This window comes from Leisingera sp. XS_AS12 (assembly GCF_041224635.1).
Classification (GTDB): domain Bacteria; phylum Pseudomonadota; class Alphaproteobacteria; order Rhodobacterales; family Rhodobacteraceae; genus Leisingera.
On sequence record NZ_JBGFGM010000119.1, the window covers coordinates 1 to 15,599 of the forward strand.

At 66.4% G+C, this 15,599-nt stretch carries 17 protein-coding genes and 1 tRNA gene; 10 read left to right on the plus strand and 8 right to left on the minus strand.

The window, feature by feature from the left end:
• Positions 1 to 185: 185 nt before the first annotated feature.
• A tRNA-Met gene (locus AB9K35_RS18515) sits at positions 186 to 262 on the plus strand.
• 4 nt (positions 263 to 266) lie between these two features.
• Here AB9K35_RS18515 and AB9K35_RS18520 read toward each other — a convergent pair.
• The 4 genes from AB9K35_RS18520 to AB9K35_RS18535 form a co-directional block, all read right to left on the minus strand.
• Positions 267 to 557: a hypothetical protein gene (locus AB9K35_RS18520; protein ID WP_369928377.1), complete on the minus strand. Its 291-nt coding sequence runs from the start codon at positions 555 to 557 to the stop codon at positions 267 to 269.
• Positions 558 to 688: 131 nt separating this feature from the next.
• The gene (locus AB9K35_RS18525) at positions 689 to 2,488 is read right to left on the minus strand and encodes a D-alanyl-D-alanine carboxypeptidase family protein (RefSeq protein WP_369928379.1); all 1,800 of its coding nucleotides are present in this window, start codon (positions 2,486 to 2,488) and stop codon (positions 689 to 691) included.
• Positions 2,489 to 2,760: 272 nt separating this feature from the next.
• Complete coding sequence (locus AB9K35_RS18530; protein ID WP_369928380.1) at positions 2,761 to 3,087, minus strand: hypothetical protein; 327 nt, start codon at positions 3,085 to 3,087, stop codon at positions 2,761 to 2,763.
• Positions 3,088 to 3,143: 56 nt separating this feature from the next.
• Entirely contained in the window at positions 3,144 to 3,857 is a 714-nt protein-coding gene (locus AB9K35_RS18535) for an HAD family hydrolase (RefSeq protein WP_369928382.1), read from the minus strand.
• 64 nt (positions 3,858 to 3,921) lie between these two features.
• On the opposite strand from AB9K35_RS18535, the gene clpS reads away from it, so the two are divergent.
• The 5 genes from clpS to AB9K35_RS18560 all read left to right on the plus strand — a co-directional run bounded on the left by clpS (position 3,922) and on the right by AB9K35_RS18560 (position 8,107).
• On the plus strand, positions 3,922 to 4,287 hold the full coding sequence (clpS, locus tag AB9K35_RS18540; RefSeq protein ID WP_222456385.1) for an ATP-dependent Clp protease adapter ClpS: 366 nt from the start codon (positions 3,922 to 3,924) through the stop codon (positions 4,285 to 4,287).
• 15 nt (positions 4,288 to 4,302) lie between these two features.
• Positions 4,303 to 5,292 (plus strand): methyltransferase, encoded by a 990-nt coding sequence (locus tag AB9K35_RS18545; RefSeq protein ID WP_369928384.1) that lies wholly within the window; start codon positions 4,303 to 4,305, stop codon positions 5,290 to 5,292.
• 97 nt (positions 5,293 to 5,389) lie between these two features.
• Complete coding sequence (locus tag AB9K35_RS18550) at positions 5,390 to 6,196, plus strand: SDR family oxidoreductase (protein WP_222456383.1); 807 nt, start codon at positions 5,390 to 5,392, stop codon at positions 6,194 to 6,196.
• A 12-nt stretch (positions 6,197 to 6,208) separates the two neighbouring features.
• Positions 6,209 to 7,102: an oxygen-dependent coproporphyrinogen oxidase gene (gene hemF / locus AB9K35_RS18555; RefSeq protein WP_369928386.1), complete on the plus strand. Its 894-nt coding sequence runs from the start codon at positions 6,209 to 6,211 to the stop codon at positions 7,100 to 7,102.
• Positions 7,103 to 7,291: 189 nt separating this feature from the next.
• Positions 7,292 to 8,107, plus strand: a complete 816-nt coding sequence (locus tag AB9K35_RS18560) for a GH25 family lysozyme (RefSeq protein WP_369928388.1) — start codon at positions 7,292 to 7,294, stop codon at positions 8,105 to 8,107.
• Between the two features lie 88 nt (positions 8,108 to 8,195).
• Here AB9K35_RS18560 and hemC read toward each other — a convergent pair whose 3' ends face one another.
• A complete protein-coding gene (hemC, locus tag AB9K35_RS18565; protein ID WP_369928390.1) occupies positions 8,196 to 9,155 on the minus strand; it encodes a hydroxymethylbilane synthase in 960 nt (319 codons plus the stop codon).
• A gap of 182 nt (positions 9,156 to 9,337) precedes the next feature.
• Here hemC and hemE point away from each other — a divergent pair, with 182 nt between their 5' ends.
• Both hemE and AB9K35_RS18575 read left to right on the plus strand, forming a co-directional pair.
• Entirely contained in the window at positions 9,338 to 10,372 is a 1,035-nt protein-coding gene (hemE, locus tag AB9K35_RS18570; RefSeq protein ID WP_369928392.1) for a uroporphyrinogen decarboxylase, read from the plus strand.
• A gap of 74 nt (positions 10,373 to 10,446) precedes the next feature.
• Positions 10,447 to 10,614 carry a hypothetical protein gene (locus AB9K35_RS18575; protein WP_369928394.1) on the plus strand — a complete coding sequence of 56 codons (168 nt, stop codon included), beginning with the start codon at positions 10,447 to 10,449 and terminating at the stop codon, positions 10,612 to 10,614.
• 2 nt (positions 10,615 to 10,616) lie between these two features.
• On the opposite strand, the gene AB9K35_RS18580 is transcribed toward AB9K35_RS18575, so the two are convergent.
• Together AB9K35_RS18580 and AB9K35_RS18585 are read right to left on the minus strand one after the other, a co-directional pair.
• Positions 10,617 to 11,702 carry a CaiB/BaiF CoA transferase family protein gene (locus tag AB9K35_RS18580; RefSeq protein ID WP_369928396.1) on the minus strand — a complete coding sequence of 362 codons (1,086 nt, stop codon included), beginning with the start codon at positions 11,700 to 11,702 and terminating at the stop codon, positions 10,617 to 10,619.
• A 47-nt stretch (positions 11,703 to 11,749) separates the two neighbouring features.
• Positions 11,750 to 12,646 carry a helix-turn-helix domain-containing protein gene (locus tag AB9K35_RS18585; protein ID WP_369928398.1) on the minus strand — a complete coding sequence of 299 codons (897 nt, stop codon included), beginning with the start codon at positions 12,644 to 12,646 and terminating at the stop codon, positions 11,750 to 11,752.
• An 87-nt stretch (positions 12,647 to 12,733) separates the two neighbouring features.
• Here AB9K35_RS18585 and pobA point away from each other — a divergent pair, with 87 nt between their 5' ends.
• Positions 12,734 to 13,915 (plus strand): 4-hydroxybenzoate 3-monooxygenase, encoded by a 1,182-nt coding sequence (pobA, locus tag AB9K35_RS18590; protein WP_369928400.1) that lies wholly within the window; start codon positions 12,734 to 12,736, stop codon positions 13,913 to 13,915.
• 188 nt (positions 13,916 to 14,103) lie between these two features.
• Here pobA and AB9K35_RS18595 read toward each other — a convergent pair whose 3' ends face one another.
• Positions 14,104 to 14,778 (minus strand): NAD(P)-dependent oxidoreductase, encoded by a 675-nt coding sequence (locus AB9K35_RS18595; protein ID WP_369928402.1) that lies wholly within the window; start codon positions 14,776 to 14,778, stop codon positions 14,104 to 14,106.
• Positions 14,779 to 14,945: 167 nt separating this feature from the next.
• Between AB9K35_RS18595 and AB9K35_RS18600 the strand changes: the two genes are divergently transcribed.
• Positions 14,946 to 15,479, plus strand: a complete 534-nt coding sequence (locus AB9K35_RS18600; RefSeq protein WP_369928404.1) for a CoxG family protein — start codon at positions 14,946 to 14,948, stop codon at positions 15,477 to 15,479.
• The last annotated feature ends 120 nt before the right edge of the window (positions 15,480 to 15,599 follow it).

Here is a 15,599-nt window from a genome sequence, read left to right on the forward strand (position 1 = left end):
TAAGCACTGTCGCGCCGATGGTACTTGGGCTCAAGCCCTGGGAGAGTAGGTCACCGCCAAACCTAGTAAAATCCAAAACCTCTCTTGAACGATACAATATTACCCGGAAAACGCGCCGATACGGCAAGTCACCGGATAATAACCGGCCTCAAGTAGCGATCCGCGCGGTAGGCCAAACAAAGTGTCGCGGGATGGAGCAGCCAGGTAGCTCGTCAGGCTCATAACCTGAAGGTCGCAGGTTCAAATCCTGCTCCCGCAACCAAAGGTCACGACAGAGCCTCCGCAAAAAGCGGGGGCTTCTTCGATTCAGCGCTCCCCAAAGCCATGATCCTGGCCAGTTCCCCAATAAGCTCAAGCTGATGGCCGCCCGGCGCATCAGCAACCGGAACCATGCGCACCTGCGAAACAAGCGCCCTCAGCTCTGTCATGGCTTCCCGCTTCACCTCCGGCGCGTTCAGAGACCGGGCGAGATCCTCGACCATCTCGCGGTAGGGCTGCGAAAGGCTGGGATGCAGCTGCAGACGCGGTTTCGGGCCACAGAAGGACAGGGGTATCAAAAAATGATTGATCTGTCAGACCGACGAAAGGCGACTGGGGCACTCTCCGGTACCCGCGCCCCTCACGGAGTGGGTGGCGGTTGCCGCACTGGCGCCTGAGCGGGAGGCCCGGCTTCCTCGCCGGGCCGGAGTCAGGAGGACGGGCCGATGGTCTTGCAGGCGATGTTGCGGGCGTTCAGCCGTCGACAGGCCAGTTCTGCGTGTTCCTGGCTCATGCCCAGGAAGTTTGCCTCGAAGCCGCGCCGGGTCTTGGCGACCTTGCGCAGCGTTCCATCCAGCGTTTCAAGTTCGGAAAGCGCGGTGCGCAGCAGAACTTTCTCGGCCTTGTAGCGGTTGGTGTAGAGGCCGACGTTGATGCCCCAGTAGCGCCCGCCCGAGGTCGACAGGCGCGTCACCACGACCGGCTTGGGCTCCGGGTCCGCCTGGGTCAGGCGGGCCGGACGCGCGACGGGGCGCAAGCCGGTGTAGGGCTGCTTGTGTACCGCGGGGCGGATCTTTGGCGCCAGCGGCGCGGCGGCGGCGGGTTGCACCTCGGTCTCGGCCAGGGCCGCGGCGATGCTGCTGAGTACGGCGTCCTTGACCGGGGCTCCGGCGGCGCTGACCGTCTGCAGTTTCTCGATCTGGGCGCTCGGTGGCGTGTCGGCGTCTTCGGTGGTGGCGTCAGCTTCGGCGACGGCCACGGCGACCGCATCCGCATCCGCGGACAGGTCTTCCGGCCGGGGGCGCGGTTCCAGAACCGGCTCAGGCGCCTGCAGGGCTTCTTCCAGGGCGGCCACCAGAACCGGGGAGACGCCGCTGGCCGGGCGCAGCTTGGGACGCAGGCTGGTGGAAACCTGACCGCTGACGCGGATTGTCTTGCCCACGGCCTCGGATGCGGAGATGTCCCCGCTGTCGGCCACGACCACATCCGCGCCCATGTAGGCGGGCCGTTGCGGGCGGCGCAGCTTGGCCCGCGACGGCGCGCGGCGAAAGCCGAGATCGAGCAGCTCGGCGACCTTGGCGTTGCGCGAGGTCGAGGATTTGCCGCCGAACACGGTTGCGATGATGCGCTCATCGCCCCGTTTGGCCGAGGCCACCAGGTTGAAGCCGGCAGCGCGGGTGTAGCCGGTCTTGATGCCGTCGGCGCCGCGGTAGGCGGCGAGCAGGCGGCGGTTGGTGTTGGGCACTTCGCGGATGCCCGCATGGGTCGAGCGGCGCGAGAACAGGTTATAGTACTCGGGATAATCATACAGCAGGTGCCGCCCGAGCGTGGTCATGTCACGGGCTGTGGACAGGTGACCGCTGGCGGTGAGGCCGTGGGCGTTCTTGAAGGTGGTGCGCGTCATCCCGAGCGCCTTGGCGGTGCGGTTCATGCGCCGGGTAAAGGCGGCCTCGCTGCCCGAGAGGGCCTCGCCGATGGCGGTGGCGGCATCATTGGCGGATTTCACCGCAGCGGCGCGAATCAGGTAACGAAAGGCGATCTTCTGCCCCGCCTTCAGCCCCAGCTTCGAGGGCGGTTCCGCGGCGGCCTTGCGGCTGATCGTGACCTTGGTGTCGAGGGTGATCTCGCCGTTGCGGACCGCTTCGAACGCGATGTAGAGCGTCATCATCTTGGTCAGCGAGGCCGGATGCAGACGGGTGTCAGCGTTGCGGGAATGCAGGACTTCACCGGTGCGCGCGTCGATGACCATCGCGGCATAAGGCGCGGCGGACGCCTGTCGCGCGGGCAACCACGTCGCGGCCAGCGTCAGCAGAAGCAGGACAGCAACCCATCGCAGCCCCGCGGTGTGCCAACTCGCGGACGGGCGAGGAAGGGAAGGCGGCGCTGCAAATCGCTGCCGAAACGCGTCGAAACGGGGAAGAAGAAACCGGTTGCGAAGAGACCGGAAACCGACTCGCGGGGTACGGGTAAACCGACCCGCCGCCGGATTGACCTGCGTGTTCACTGCCATGTTTGCCTCATGCCGCCGGTTTTCCGGCTGACGATTTTGCCTGATGCCGAAATCGTACCACAGGGTTTACGAGGAATAAACAGGTGGCGCAGGGCGTCGCCGCAAGGGCTGGCGGCTTTTGGCCGGCATTTAGTGGGTGGCGTTGGTGTGGCCTCTAGATGCGCCAAGTCCTAACAAAAGGTTACCAAAAAAAACTTATGCTTTGCGTGACAAGACCGGGTGCCTCGCCGGGGGGACAGGGGGATTTTCCCCTGTCACCGCCGGTGGCAAGGTCAGTTGCTGATGTCGCGCGCGGTGAAAAACGGGCTGAAAAAGTCCAGCTCAACGGTGAAGGCGCAGGGTTGCGTGATCCGCTTGCTGATGCGGGATTCGATCTCTTCGAGCAGGGCTGTGCAGAACGCCTCGTCGCGGTGCGGCTTGCGCAGCAGAGTGACGCGGACGGCGCAATGGCTGCGGTGAAACCGCTCCGCAGGGTAGGCGCGCCCCTTGCAGGCGCCCGAGCCATCGTCATGGCGGCGAATGATGGTGTCGATCTCTTCCAGAATCGCCTCGGCATCGATGTCGAGGTCGCTGGAGAATTTCAGTTCTGCATGCGGCATTGGCGGCTCCCTTCAGGTTTGCAACCGGATAGCGCCCCGTCGGCGCGGCGTCCAGTTCAGCCCAACTGGTCCAAGAGCGCAGCCAATTCGCCCAGGTCGGCAATTTCGCGGTAGCGAGGGTTGTTGGATGGCGTCTCGGCTTGCTCGACCTCCCAGACCAGCCCGTGCGGCACATAGGTGCCCCAGGCACCGGCCTCGATCGGGGCGACCACGTCGGAGCGCATGGAATTACCCACCATCATTGCGCGGGCGGCCCCGTCGCCATGGCGGTCAAAGATGCCGCGGTAGACCTCGGGGGTCTTTTCTGAGACCACCTCCACCGCGTCGAACAGCTCGCCAAGGCCGGACTGCGCCAGTTTGCGCTCCTGATCGAGCAGGTCGCCCTTGGTGATCAGCACCACCTTGTAGCGGCCTGCCACTGCCTCGACCGCCTCCTGCGCGTGGGGGAGCAGTTCGATCGGGTAGGACAGCATCATCTGCCCGGCGACGAGCAGTTCCTTCAGCACCGAGGCAGGCACCTGTTCCTGGGTCACCTCGATCGCGGTTTCGATCATCGACAGCGTGAACCCCTTCACCCCGTAGCCGTAGCGCCCGAGGTTGCGTTTTTCCGCATCCAGCAGCAGCCGGTCCAGTTGCTCGGGACCGAGGTCATCCGGGGTGTGATCCATCAGCAGTTCGGCAAACCGTTCCTGCGTCACCCGAAAGAACCGTTCATTGTGCCAGAGGGTATCGTCGGCATCGAAGCCGATTGTTGTCAAATTACGTGCCAATCTCTGTGCCTCAGTGTCTTTTCCTGCCCACCCAAGAGGCTATATAAGCGTCAAAGGAAATTCCATGCATCACTGGATCAAATTGCTTATGCCGCTGCAGACCGTAATGATGACTGATCATTCAGACGACGATACCGAATCCGGTGTCCTGACCAAGACGCGGCCCAAGACCAAGCGCCCGCCGCGCTACAAGGTGCTGCTTCTGAACGACGATTACACCCCGATGGAATTCGTGGTGATGGTGCTGGAACGGTTCTTTGGCATGACCCACGCGCAGGCGTTCGAAATCATGCTGACGGTGCACAAGAAGGGCGTTGCCGTGGTTGGCGTGTTCAGCCACGAGGTCGCCGAGACCAAGGTGGGCCAGGTGATGGATTTTGCCCGCCGCCAGCAGCATCCGCTGCAATGCACCATGGAAAAAGAAGACTAATCAAGAGGCTGCACGATGTCCCTACGCCTGTCACTGGCGGTCGAGACGGGCGGCTTTGCCGTGCCGTCCGAAGGCTGCATAGCGGTGTTTCACCCGCGCACGGATCACGATCTGTCACCGCTGCCAAAGGATCGCCTGCAGGTGATCCAGCCGCTGCGTCCTGATCACGAGCATTTTGTCGCCCAGGGGTATGACTGCACCCCGCAGGCCGATCCGCAGACGCCGTTTGCTGCCGCGGTGGTGTTCCTGCCGCGCGCCAAGGCGCTGGCACGGATGCTGGTGGCGCAGGCGGTCGCGGCGACGGATGGGCCGGTGCTGATCGATGGCGCCAAGACCGATGGTGTTGATTCGCTGCTGAAGGCACTGCGCCAGCGCGGCACGCCCTCCGACCCGATTTCCAAGGCGCATGGCAAGGTGTTCTGGATCGACGGCAGCCTGGATCTGTCGGACTGGCGGCCCGCAGCGGAGCAGAAGGTCGACGGGTTTGTCACCGCGCCCGGCGTGTTCTCGGCGGACGGGATCGACCCGGCGTCGGCGTTGCTGGCGGCGGCGCTGCCGCAGAAACTTGGCCGCTGCGTGGCCGATCTCGGCGCGGGCTGGGGGTATCTGTCGGCACAGGTGCTGAAACGCGAAGGAGTCGAAGAGCTGCATCTGGCCGAGGCGGATTATCACGCCCTGGCCTGTGCGCGGCAGAACCTGACCGACGCACGGGCGCAGTACCACTGGGTCGACGTGCGCGGCTGGACGCCGCCGAGCACGGTCAACACGGTGGTGATGAACCCGCCGTTCCACACCGGCCGCGCGGCGGAACCGTCGCTGGGCCAAGCCTTCATCGCGGCGGCGGCCTCGATGCTGGCGGCCAACGGCAGCCTGTGGATGGTTGCCAACCGTCATCTGCCCTACGAGGCGGTGCTGGGCGAACGCTTTGCCCATGTCCGCGAGGAGGGCGGCGACAACCGCTTCAAGATCCTGACCGCCTCCAAGCCCCGGCGCCAGCGCCGATAGCCAAAGTGGCCGCGGGGGATGCCGGGTTGCAATCCGGTCGCCCCGGTCTAACGTGCCTGCAAGACGCGCCAGTCAAACGGCCAAGGGAGCCTTTCGCATGTCCTTTTCAATTTCTGGCAAGACCGCCATCGTGACCGGGGCCTCCAGCGGCATCGGTCTGGCCATCGGCAAACAATTCGCGGCGGCGGGCGCCAACGTGATGTTTGCCGACACCCAGGAGGCGCAGTTGCTGGCCGAGCTGGGCGCGCAGGCGGATGACAGCAATATCCGGTACTTTGCCGGGGATCTCCGCGAGCGGCTGACCATCGCCAACCTTCTGTCGGCCACCATCGACGCCTTTGACGGGGTCGATATCCTGGTCAACGGGGCGCGGCAGATGGTGGCGACCGATCCGCTGGACCCGAGCGATGACACGCTGGACCAGTTGCTGACGCAAAGCCTGCTGCCTACGGTCCGGCTGTCGCAGCAGGTGGCCAAACGGATGATCAAGCAGGGCGAGGATAACGAGGACGCTGATGGGCCGCTGGGCAGCATCATCAACCTGTCCTCGATCGCGGCGCGGCGCACCCACCCGCAGCTGATGGCCTACTCGGTGGCCTCTGCGGCGCTGGATCAGGCCACGCGCTCGCTGTCGGTGGCGCTGGCGCCGCACCGGATTCGGGTGAATTCGATCGCCTTCGGCTCGGTCATGAGCGCGTCGATGCAGGGCACGCTGAAAGACAACCGCAGCTACCGTCAGGACATCGAGGCGCATACCCCTCTGGGCCGTATCGCCTCTCCGAACGAGCTGACCGAAACCGCGCAGTACCTGGCCTCGGACGCCTCCGGCTTCATGACCGGGCAGGTGCTGACGCTGGACGGCGGCCGCACCCTTCTGGATCCGGTGGCGGCGCCGGTACATTGATTGGACTTTGCCATGACGCATGAGATGACAGAGGAAAAGGCCCGCGCGGCTGCCTGGTTCCGTGAATTGCGCGACCAGATCGTTGCGGCGTTCGAACGGCTGGAAGCCGATCACGGCGAAGGCCCGTTCAGCGACCAGGAGCCGGGGCGCTTCGAGGTGACCGAGACCAAACGCAGCGCCGAGGATGGCTCCGATGCGGGTGGCGGGCTGATGAGCGTGATGCGCGGCGGCCGGGTGTTCGAGAAGGTCGGCGTCAACATCTCCGAGGTCTACGGAACCCTGGGCGAGCGGGCGCAGACCGCGATGGCGGCGCGCAAGGGGCTGCCAGGCATGAAGGAAGATCCGCGCTTCTGGGCCTCGGGCATCTCGCTGGTCGCCCATATGCGCAACCCGCATGTGCCGGCGGTGCACATGAACACCCGCATGTTCTGGACCCCGCATGGCTGGTGGTTTGGCGGCGGTTCGGACCTCAACCCCTGCATTGAATACGCGGAGGACACCGCGCATTTCCACGGCGTTCAGAAACAGCATCTGGACTCGCATGGGGGCGATCTTTATCCGCGGCTCAAGGCCTGGGCGGATGAGTATTTCTACATCCCCCACCGCGGCCGGGCCCGTGGCGTTGGCGGCATCTTCATGGATGACCGGAACAGCGGCAGTTGGGAGGCGGATTTCGCCCTGACCCAGGACATCGGCCGCGCCTTTCTGCCCGCCTTTGTGCCGCTGGTGGAAAAGCGCCGGGTGCAGCCCTTTGACGATGCCGACAAGGACGCCCAGCTGATCCATCGCGGGCTCTATGCAGAGTACAACCTGGTCTATGACCGCGGCACCAAGTTCGGGCTGGAAACTGGCCATGACGCCAACGCGGTGCTGATGAGCCTGCCACCGCTGGCCAAATGGGTCTGACCTGACCGGTCCTGCTGCCTGTCCTGAAATCTTGAACGCGCTGTCCTGCTCTGGGCCGCGCGTTTTGCCTTTGGCGGATTTGCGCTGATTTCATGCCGGGATGCGCGACTTTGCCGGTGCGCGCGCTAAGATATGGACAAAGGCGCAAGCATAAGCGCGGTTTCAGGTATCAGGGCAGGGGCATTTCACATGCGCAGATGGGTTTCGGGGTTGCTGGCGGTGGCACTGGTGATGGGCTGCGGTGCGCCGTCCGAGCGCTCGGCACAGGCGCCCGCGGTCAGCCGCGGCGAGCCTGCCAATGGCGCGCTCGCGGGATTGCGCACCTATCCGCGGTTCGGCGATAACGATCCGCATGACTGGGACGGGCGCGCGCCTTGGACCTACGCGGTCCATGGCATTGACGTTTCGCGCTACCAGGGCAATGTGGACTGGCACCAAGTGCGCCGCGCCGGGGTCGCCTTTGCCTATATCAAGGCAACCGAGGGCGGCGACCACACCGATGCGAAGTTCCGCGACAATTGGCGCGGCGCCGACCGGGCGGGGCTGAAGCGCGGCGCCTATCACTACTATTACTTCTGCCGCCCGGCGGCTGAGCAGGCGCGCTGGTTCATCAAACACGTGCCGCGCGACGCAAACGCGCTGCCGCCGGTGCTGGACATGGAGTGGAACCACCGCTCCCGCACCTGCCGCACCCGGCCCGACGGCGCAACGGTGCGGGCCGAGGCGCGCAAGTTCCTGAACATCCTGGAGCGCCACTACGGCAAGCGCCCGGTGATCTACACAACGGTGGATTTCTACCGCGACACCGGCATCGGGCGGCTTGGCGGCACCGAGTTCTGGCTGCGCTCGGTCGCGGGGCATCCGCAGCAGGTCTACCCGGGCCAAAGCTGGAGCTTCTGGCAATATTCCGGCACCGGCGCGGTGCCGGGCGTGGCGGGCAACGTTGACCTCAACACCTTCCGCGGCAGTCCCGAAAGCTGGCTCAGGTGGTCGGGACAGATCTGAGCCGAGGGCGGGCAGGGGGCCTAGCCCCCGCGCTCCATGGACGCTTCCCCTCTTGCCTTTACAGGCCGGAGCGCGGTGCCTCGCTCGCTTACGATTTCCAGTCGAAAAAGCCGGGGCCTGCCTGTTGCAGCAGTTTCGCGGCCATCTCCCGGCCCAGCTGCGCACCGTCTTCCACGGGGCAGGTCTGGTCGTCGCTGATCGCCTCGGACCCGTCCGGGCGCAGCACTTCGCCGCGCAGGCGCAGGGTGGGGCCGTTCAGTTCCGCAAGGCCCGCGATCGGGGTTTCGCAAGAGCCGTCCAGCGCCGCCAGGAAGGCGCGTTCCGCCGCCAGTCGCTGGCCTGTCAGCGCGTCATGGATCGCTGCCAGCATGTCGCGCGCGCGGCTGTCTTCCGCGCGGCGCTCGATGCCGATTGCGCCCTGCGCCACGGCGGGCAGCATGTCGGCGGTCTCGATCGCGGTGGCGGGCACATCGGCCATCGCCAGCCGGTTCAGCCCAGCCATGGCGAGGAAGGTGCACTCGGCCACGCCCTCGGACAATTTGCGCAGCCGGGTCTGAACGTTGCCGCGGAACTCCACCACCTTCAGATCGGGGCGGCGGTTCAAGAGCTGCGCGCGGCGGCGCAGCGACGACGTGCCCACGACCGCGCCCGGCGCAAGATCATGGATCGAGGACAGCGCGGGCGAGATGAACGCATCACGGACGTCTTCGCGCGGCAGGTAGCAATCCAGCTGCAGCCCTTCGGGCTGGGCCACCGGCATGTCCTTCATCGAATGCACCGCGATGTCGATGCCACCGGACAGCAGCGCCTCTTCGATTTCCTTGGTGAACAGCCCCTTGCCACCCAGCGTCTTCAACGGCTTGTCCGCCGCGATCAGCGCCTGATTGTCGCCGGTGGTCTTGATCACCACGATCTCGAAGGCCTCGGCCGGCAGGTCGAAGGCGGCGGCCAGACGGTCGCGGGTTTCATGCGCCTGGGCCAGCGCCAGCGGCGATCCGCGGGTGCCGATTTTCAGGGGCGAAGCGGGGGTGGGCAGGGTCAGTGTCATGGAAAGAAGCCTTAAATCAGTTTGCGCCCCGGTGGAAACAGGTTTTGTCCCTCGCATGGCCTGTGCCGGGCGGCTTTGCCATGGGGCAAAGTGCCCGGGCCGGGGGCGCGGCAGATCGCCCCTGCCCTTGACATTCGCCCGCGCAGGCGTGACCTCAGGGGGCGAAAGATAGCGAGGGTGACATGGCCGGACAAAAGAAGCTGCTGCGTGCATTGGCGGGCGAGAAACAGGATGTGCCGCCGATCTGGATGATGCGCCAGGCGGGCCGCTACCTGCCGGAGTACCGTGCGACGCGGGCCGAGGCGGGGGATTTCCTCAAGCTGTGCTACAACCCCGAGCTGGCGGCCGAGGTCACGCTGCAGCCGATCCGCCGCTATGGCTTTGACGCGGCGATCCTGTTTGCCGACATCCTCTTGGTTCCGCAGGCGCTGGGCGCGGATCTGTGGTTCGTGACCGGCGAAGGCCCGCGGCTGTCGACCATCACGACCGAGGCGGATTTTGCCAAGCTCGGCCCGGTGGCCGACATCCACGAGACGCTGAACCCGATCTATGAGACCGTGCGCATCCTGTCGCGCGAACTGCCGTCCGAGACCACGCTGATCGGCTTTGCCGGTGCGCCCTGGACGGTCGCCACCTACATGATCGCGGGCCGTGGCACGCCGGATCAGGGACCGGCCCACGCACTGCGCGAGGAAAACACCGCCCTGTTCGAGGCGCTGCTGGCCCGTATCACCGAGGCCACCATCGAATACCTCTCCTGCCAGATCGAGGCAGGGGCCGAGGTGGTCAAGATCTTTGACAGCTGGGCGGGTTCGCTGCAGGGCGAGGCGTTCGAGAAATACGCGCTGGAGCCCTGCCGCCAGATCACCGACGCGCTGAAGGCGCGCCACCCGGGCATCCCGGTGATCGGCTTCCCGCGCGAAGCGGGGGAGAAATACGTGGGCTTTGCCAAGGCAACCGGCATCGACTGCGTGGCGCTGGACAACTCGGTCGATCCCGAATGGGCTGCGGCACATGTGCAGGTGGACGGCTGTGTGCAGGGCAACCTCGCCTCGCGCCACATGGTGACCGGCGGCCAGGAGCTGGTGGATGAGACCCGCCGCATCGTTGCCGCCTTCAGAAACGGCCCGCATATCTTCAACCTCGGCCATGGCATCACGCCGGACGCGGATCCGGACAATGTGCAGCTGATGATCGACACGGTGCGCGAAGGCTGATCTTGTGCTAATGCGCAGGATGCGGCAAGAGCTGCATCCTCGCGCATTGTGCGCACAGACCCGGAGGTCACACCATGGACTACAGCAGAATGGGCGGCGCCCGCATGGGCCGCAACAAGCCGCGCCATGCCGAGCATAACGCCAAGGGCACGGCAAATAACCCCTTTGGCAAGCAGGCCAGCAAGGCCGAGCTGCTGAAGCGGATGAAGGCTGCCGCCGAAAAGCCCAAGAAGGACGACTGAGCCTAGCGCAAGCCCAGCTCGGCCAGGATGTCCTGCCCGTGCTGGCCACGCTCCGGGATCTGGGGCGGCTCCCACTCGGGCTGGCCGCTGAACCGCGGCGCGGGGGCGGCTTGCAGCACGCCGTCCGGTGCGGCCCAGGTGCCGCGGGCGTTCATCGGATGCGCCATGGCTTCCTCGGGGTTCAGCACCGGGGCGACGCAGGCGTCACTGCCGTCAAACAGCGTCGCCCAATGATCGCGCGGCTGGGCGGCGAAGAGTCCGGCAAGCCGTGCCGTCAGCACCGGCCACTGCGCCCGGTCGAACTGCAGCTGAAACGCGGGGTCCTCCGCTAGTCCCAGTTTGTCCAGAAACAGCGCGTAGAACTTTGGCTCCAGACATTGCACCGAGATGTGGCCGCCGTCCGCGCAGGCGTAGGTGCGGCTCCAATGCGGGCCGTCCAGCAGGTTCGCCCCGCGCGTGACGCCGAAATGCCCGGCCTGGCGGATGCTCATCAGAAGATTCATCATATGGGCCGAGCCGTCATAGATCGCCGCGTCCACCACGCAGCCTTCGCCGCTGGCGCGGGCCTTCAGCAGCCCGGCCAGCATCCCCGCCACCAGGTACATCGCGCCGCCGCCGATGTCGCCGACCAGCGTGGCGGGCGTCAGCGGCGCATCGCCGGGGTTCGAGGCATACCACAGCGCGCCCGACAGCGAGATATAGTTGAGATCATGCCCTGCCGTCTGGGCCAGCGGGCTGTCCTGGCCCCAGCCGGTCATCCGGCCATAGACCAGCCCCGGGTTCACCGCGTGGCATTCTGCCGGGCCAAGGCCCAGTCGCTCCATCACGCCCGGGCGGAAGCCCTCGACCAGCCCATCCGCCGTTGCGGCCAGTTTCAGGAAGACCTCGGCGTCGGCAGGGGCCTTGAGGTCCAGGGTGATCGACCGCTTGCCGCGGTCCAGCAGCGACCGTTCGGGCATCCCCGGCGTGGGCGGCGCGCCCGGACGGTGGACGCAGATCACCTCGGCGCCGAGATCGGCGAGTGTCATCGCGGCGAACGGGGCCGGGCCCAGCCCCTCGACCTCCAGAATACGAATTCCCTGCAGCATGCGGCCTGCTCCTCCCTGTCGGCGTGCTGCTGCCAGCCTGCGGCAGCCTAGCCGCCGCGGGCAAGCTGCTGGCGGAACTTCCGTGGCGGCATACCGGTGCCCCTGGCAAAAAAGCGGCTGAAATGCGCAGGGTCGGAGAAGCCGAGCTCATAGGCGATCTGGGCGGCGCTGAGGCTGGTGTAGATCAGCAGCCGCCGCGCCTCGCGCAGGGTGCGGGCGCGGATCAGCGCCGAGGCGGGCTGCCCGGTGGCCTGGTGGGCAATCCGGTTCAGGTGGGTGGGGGAGACAGCCAGTTGCCGCGCGTAGTCGGCCAGCGGCAGGCGTTGGCGGAAGCTCTCCTCGACCAGCGCTTCGAAGCGGCCAAACAGCGGGCTGGTCTGAGGTGTGCCCGTGGTGGGCTGCGCGGTGGCGATGGCGCGCGCGGCCAGTGCAGTGGCCGCCAGCGCCAGCCCGCGCAGCATCTGCGCACGGCCAAAGTCGCGGCGCTGGTACTCCGCGATCAGTTGCCGCGCCAGCGCCTCCATCCCGTCGGGCAGCGGCAGCACCGCGGGCAGGTCCAGCGGCGCCTGCACGCCTTCCTGCGCGGACAGCCCCTGGTCCAGAAGGTCGGAGGTCAGCGTCAGCACCCAGCCGCTGGTGCCGCTGGCAAAGCGGAACCCATGCACCGCACCGCGCGGCACGTTGACCAGGCACGGCGGGGAAAGCGGATGGGTGTTTGCGTCAATTTCGGCGCTGCCGCCGCCGCGCATCAGCACCAGCAGCTGGTGCAGGCGGTCGTGCCGGTGCGGTTTCAGCTGCCAGTCATGCAGCTCGGATCGGGCTCGTATGGTTTCCACATGCAGGACATCCGCCAGTTCGGCGGTTTCGCCGAACAGGTTGTAGCTGCTGATGCGGGCGGCGGAGGGCATGTTCGAAATGTACAAGAACTGGCGTAGTTGGTCCATTCGCAAAGCGGCGTTCCGGGCGCATTATGGCCGCCAGCACTTTGTTTGGTCCTCCCTGCGGCGGACCGGTGGTTTGGGGGGAGCCATATGACCAGTTACAAGACCCAGGTTGTCATCATTGGCGGCGGACCTTCGGGGTTGCTGCTGTCACAGCTTTTGCATCGCAAGGGCATCGACAGCATCGTGCTGGAAAAGCGCAGTCGGGAGCATGTGCTGGGGCGGATCCGCGCCGGTGTTCTGGAGCAGGGGCTTGTTGCGCTGATGCGCGAGGCCGGCTGCGGCGCGCGCATGGACCGCGAGGGAGAGACCCACGAAGGCTTCTATATCGCCCATCAGGGGCGGCTCGATCGGATCAATCTGGCGGGCGCCACCGGCGGCGCCACGGTGATGGTCTACGGCCAGACCGAAGTGACCCGGGACCTGTACGCGGCGCGGGACGAGATGGGGGGCGTTGTCCTCCACGGTGTCGAGGACGTTGAGCTGCACGGGCTGCGGGACACCCGCCCTTACGTGACCTGGCAGCAGGACGGCGGCACGCATCGGGCGGATTGCGATTTCATCGTCGGCGCCGACGGCTTTCACGGCGTCAGCCGCAAGTCGATCCCGGCGGATGTGCTGACCGAGTACGAGAAAGTCTATCCCTTTGGCTGGCTGGGAGTTCTGTCGCAGACGCCGCCGGTGGCGGAGGAGCTGATCTATGCGCGTCATCCGCGCGGCTTTGCCCTGTGCTCGCAGCGCAGCAAATGCCTGAGCCGCTACTACATCCAGGTGCCGCTGAGCGACCGTGCGGAGGACTGGAGCGATGACGCCTTCTGGGCCGAGCTGAAACGCCGCCTGCCGCAGGACGTGGCAGCCGGGCTGCAGACCGGGCCGTCGATCGAGAAATCCATCGCCCCCTTGCGCAGTTTCGTGGCTGAGCCGATGCGCTATGGCAACCTGTTCCTGGCGGGCGACGCCGCCCATATCGTGCCGCCCACCGGTGCCAAGGGGCTGAACCTGGCGGCCTCGGACATCTACTATCTGTATCACGGGTTCCAGGATCACTACCTGAACGGCGACAGCGCCGGGCTGGACAGCTATTCGCAAAAGGCACTGGCGCGGGTCTGGAAGGCGGAACGGTTCAGCTGGTGGATGACCAACCTGCTGCACCGCGCACCGGACGGCAATGACACCGACCTGCGGCTTCAGCAGGCCGATCTGGACTATCTGTTTTCCTCCGCCGCGGCGCAGGCCTCTTTGGCGGAGAATTACGTCGGGCTGCCGTATTGAGCTGAGCTGCCTGCCGCAGGGGCGAGGGGCCCCCGCGCCTTTGCCCTGCATCACAGATGCATGTCAAAGCCTTGGGCCGGGCACCGCGCTGGCGCGCGCTGCCCGTCAGCCGTTGCCGAAGCGGTGCGGTGCGCGCCTCGCAGCGCGCTTGGCGCGCTGCTGGGCCCAACGCGGCCCAAGGTCCGGCGTCAGCCGGCCGCCAGGGCCGGGGCGGGAGCGCCCCAGGCAACGGTCAGCTTGCCATGATTGTCGCGGGGGGCTTCGGCGAGATCGATCAGCGCAGAGCCGAAATCCGCGAATGAAATCTGCGAGTTGCCCTCCTCATCCACCACCAGCGTGTCGGTGCCGAAGCGGTAGCGCCCGGTGGCTGGACCCTCCATCAGCATCGCGGGCGGGCGCAGGCAGGTCCACTCAGAGTCGGTGGCGGCATCCAGCAGCGCGTCCTGCGCGGCGCAGGCCTCGGCAATCGGGCGCAGGCTGTCCTGCAGGAAGCCGGGGGCGGTCAGCACCGTGTGGCCGCTGCCATCGGCCAGTTTCAACGTTGCGGCGCCGCCGGTGACCAGCACCGGGATACCGGCCGCCTTGGCGGCCTCCAGCGCCGCGCGGGTCAGGGGCACAAGGTCGGCCTCGCGCCCCACCGGCGGGCGCAGGGCGCTGATGATCAGGTCGTGGCCGACAGCCGCCTCGGCCGCCGCCCGCGGTTGGGCCAGCAGGTCCAGTGGACAGGGGGTGACCAGCGGGTTGATCGCGGCCAGCGCCTGCGGCTTGCGGGCGGCTGCTGTGACCTGATGGCCGCGGGCCACGGCCGCACGCAGAGCCGCGCCGCCAACATCGCCGGTGGCACCAAGGATGAGGATTTTCATTGGGGTGCTCCTTTTGGTTATCTTGATGTCGAGATACTTGTCGATAATCTTGACGTCAAGATAAAAATGCAGCGCTGCCACCCGCTGCCCGTGACAGATGGCTTGGCAGGCCGCGGCCCGTTGGCTAGGTCTGGTGAAACACGCCATGACGCCAGGGAGGCCAAGCCATGCAGATGACTGACCAGAAGGAAATCGCCGCCGATCCCGCCACTGTGTACGCGGCCCTGCTGGATCCCGAGGTTCTGAAGGCCTGCGTGCCCGGCGCGCAGGAGGTGACCGGCACCCCGGAAGAGGGATTCGAGGCCAAGGTCACGCAAAAGGTCGGCCCGGTGAAGGCGACCTTCAAGGGGCAGGTGACGCTGTCGGACATGATGCCGGGCGAACAACTGAAGATCAGCGGTGAAGGCAAAGGCGGCGCGGCCGGATTTGCCAAGGGCGGCGCCACGGTGACGCTGGCCCCGTCAGAGACCGGCACGCTGTTGTCCTATGACGTCGAGGCCAAGGTCGGCGGCAAGCTGGCGCAGCTGGGCAGCCGCATCATCGACGGCTTCGCCAAGAAGATGGCGGATCAGTTCTTCGCCAATCTCCAGTCGCACCTCTCGCCTGAGGACGCGCAGGACGATGCGGCGGAGGCGTCGGAGGCAGAAGCGGATGGCGCCGACAGGAAGGGCTGGTTCAGCAAGGTGACCGGTCGCGGGTGAGGTCGGCTCCTTCGCGCGCGCTCTCTGCGCTGATGCACAGTTGCATATGCGGGTTGCGGGGCTGGCAGATGCGGCACACTGCCGCTAGGGTGGCCGGGATTTGAGCATACACCGGAGGCA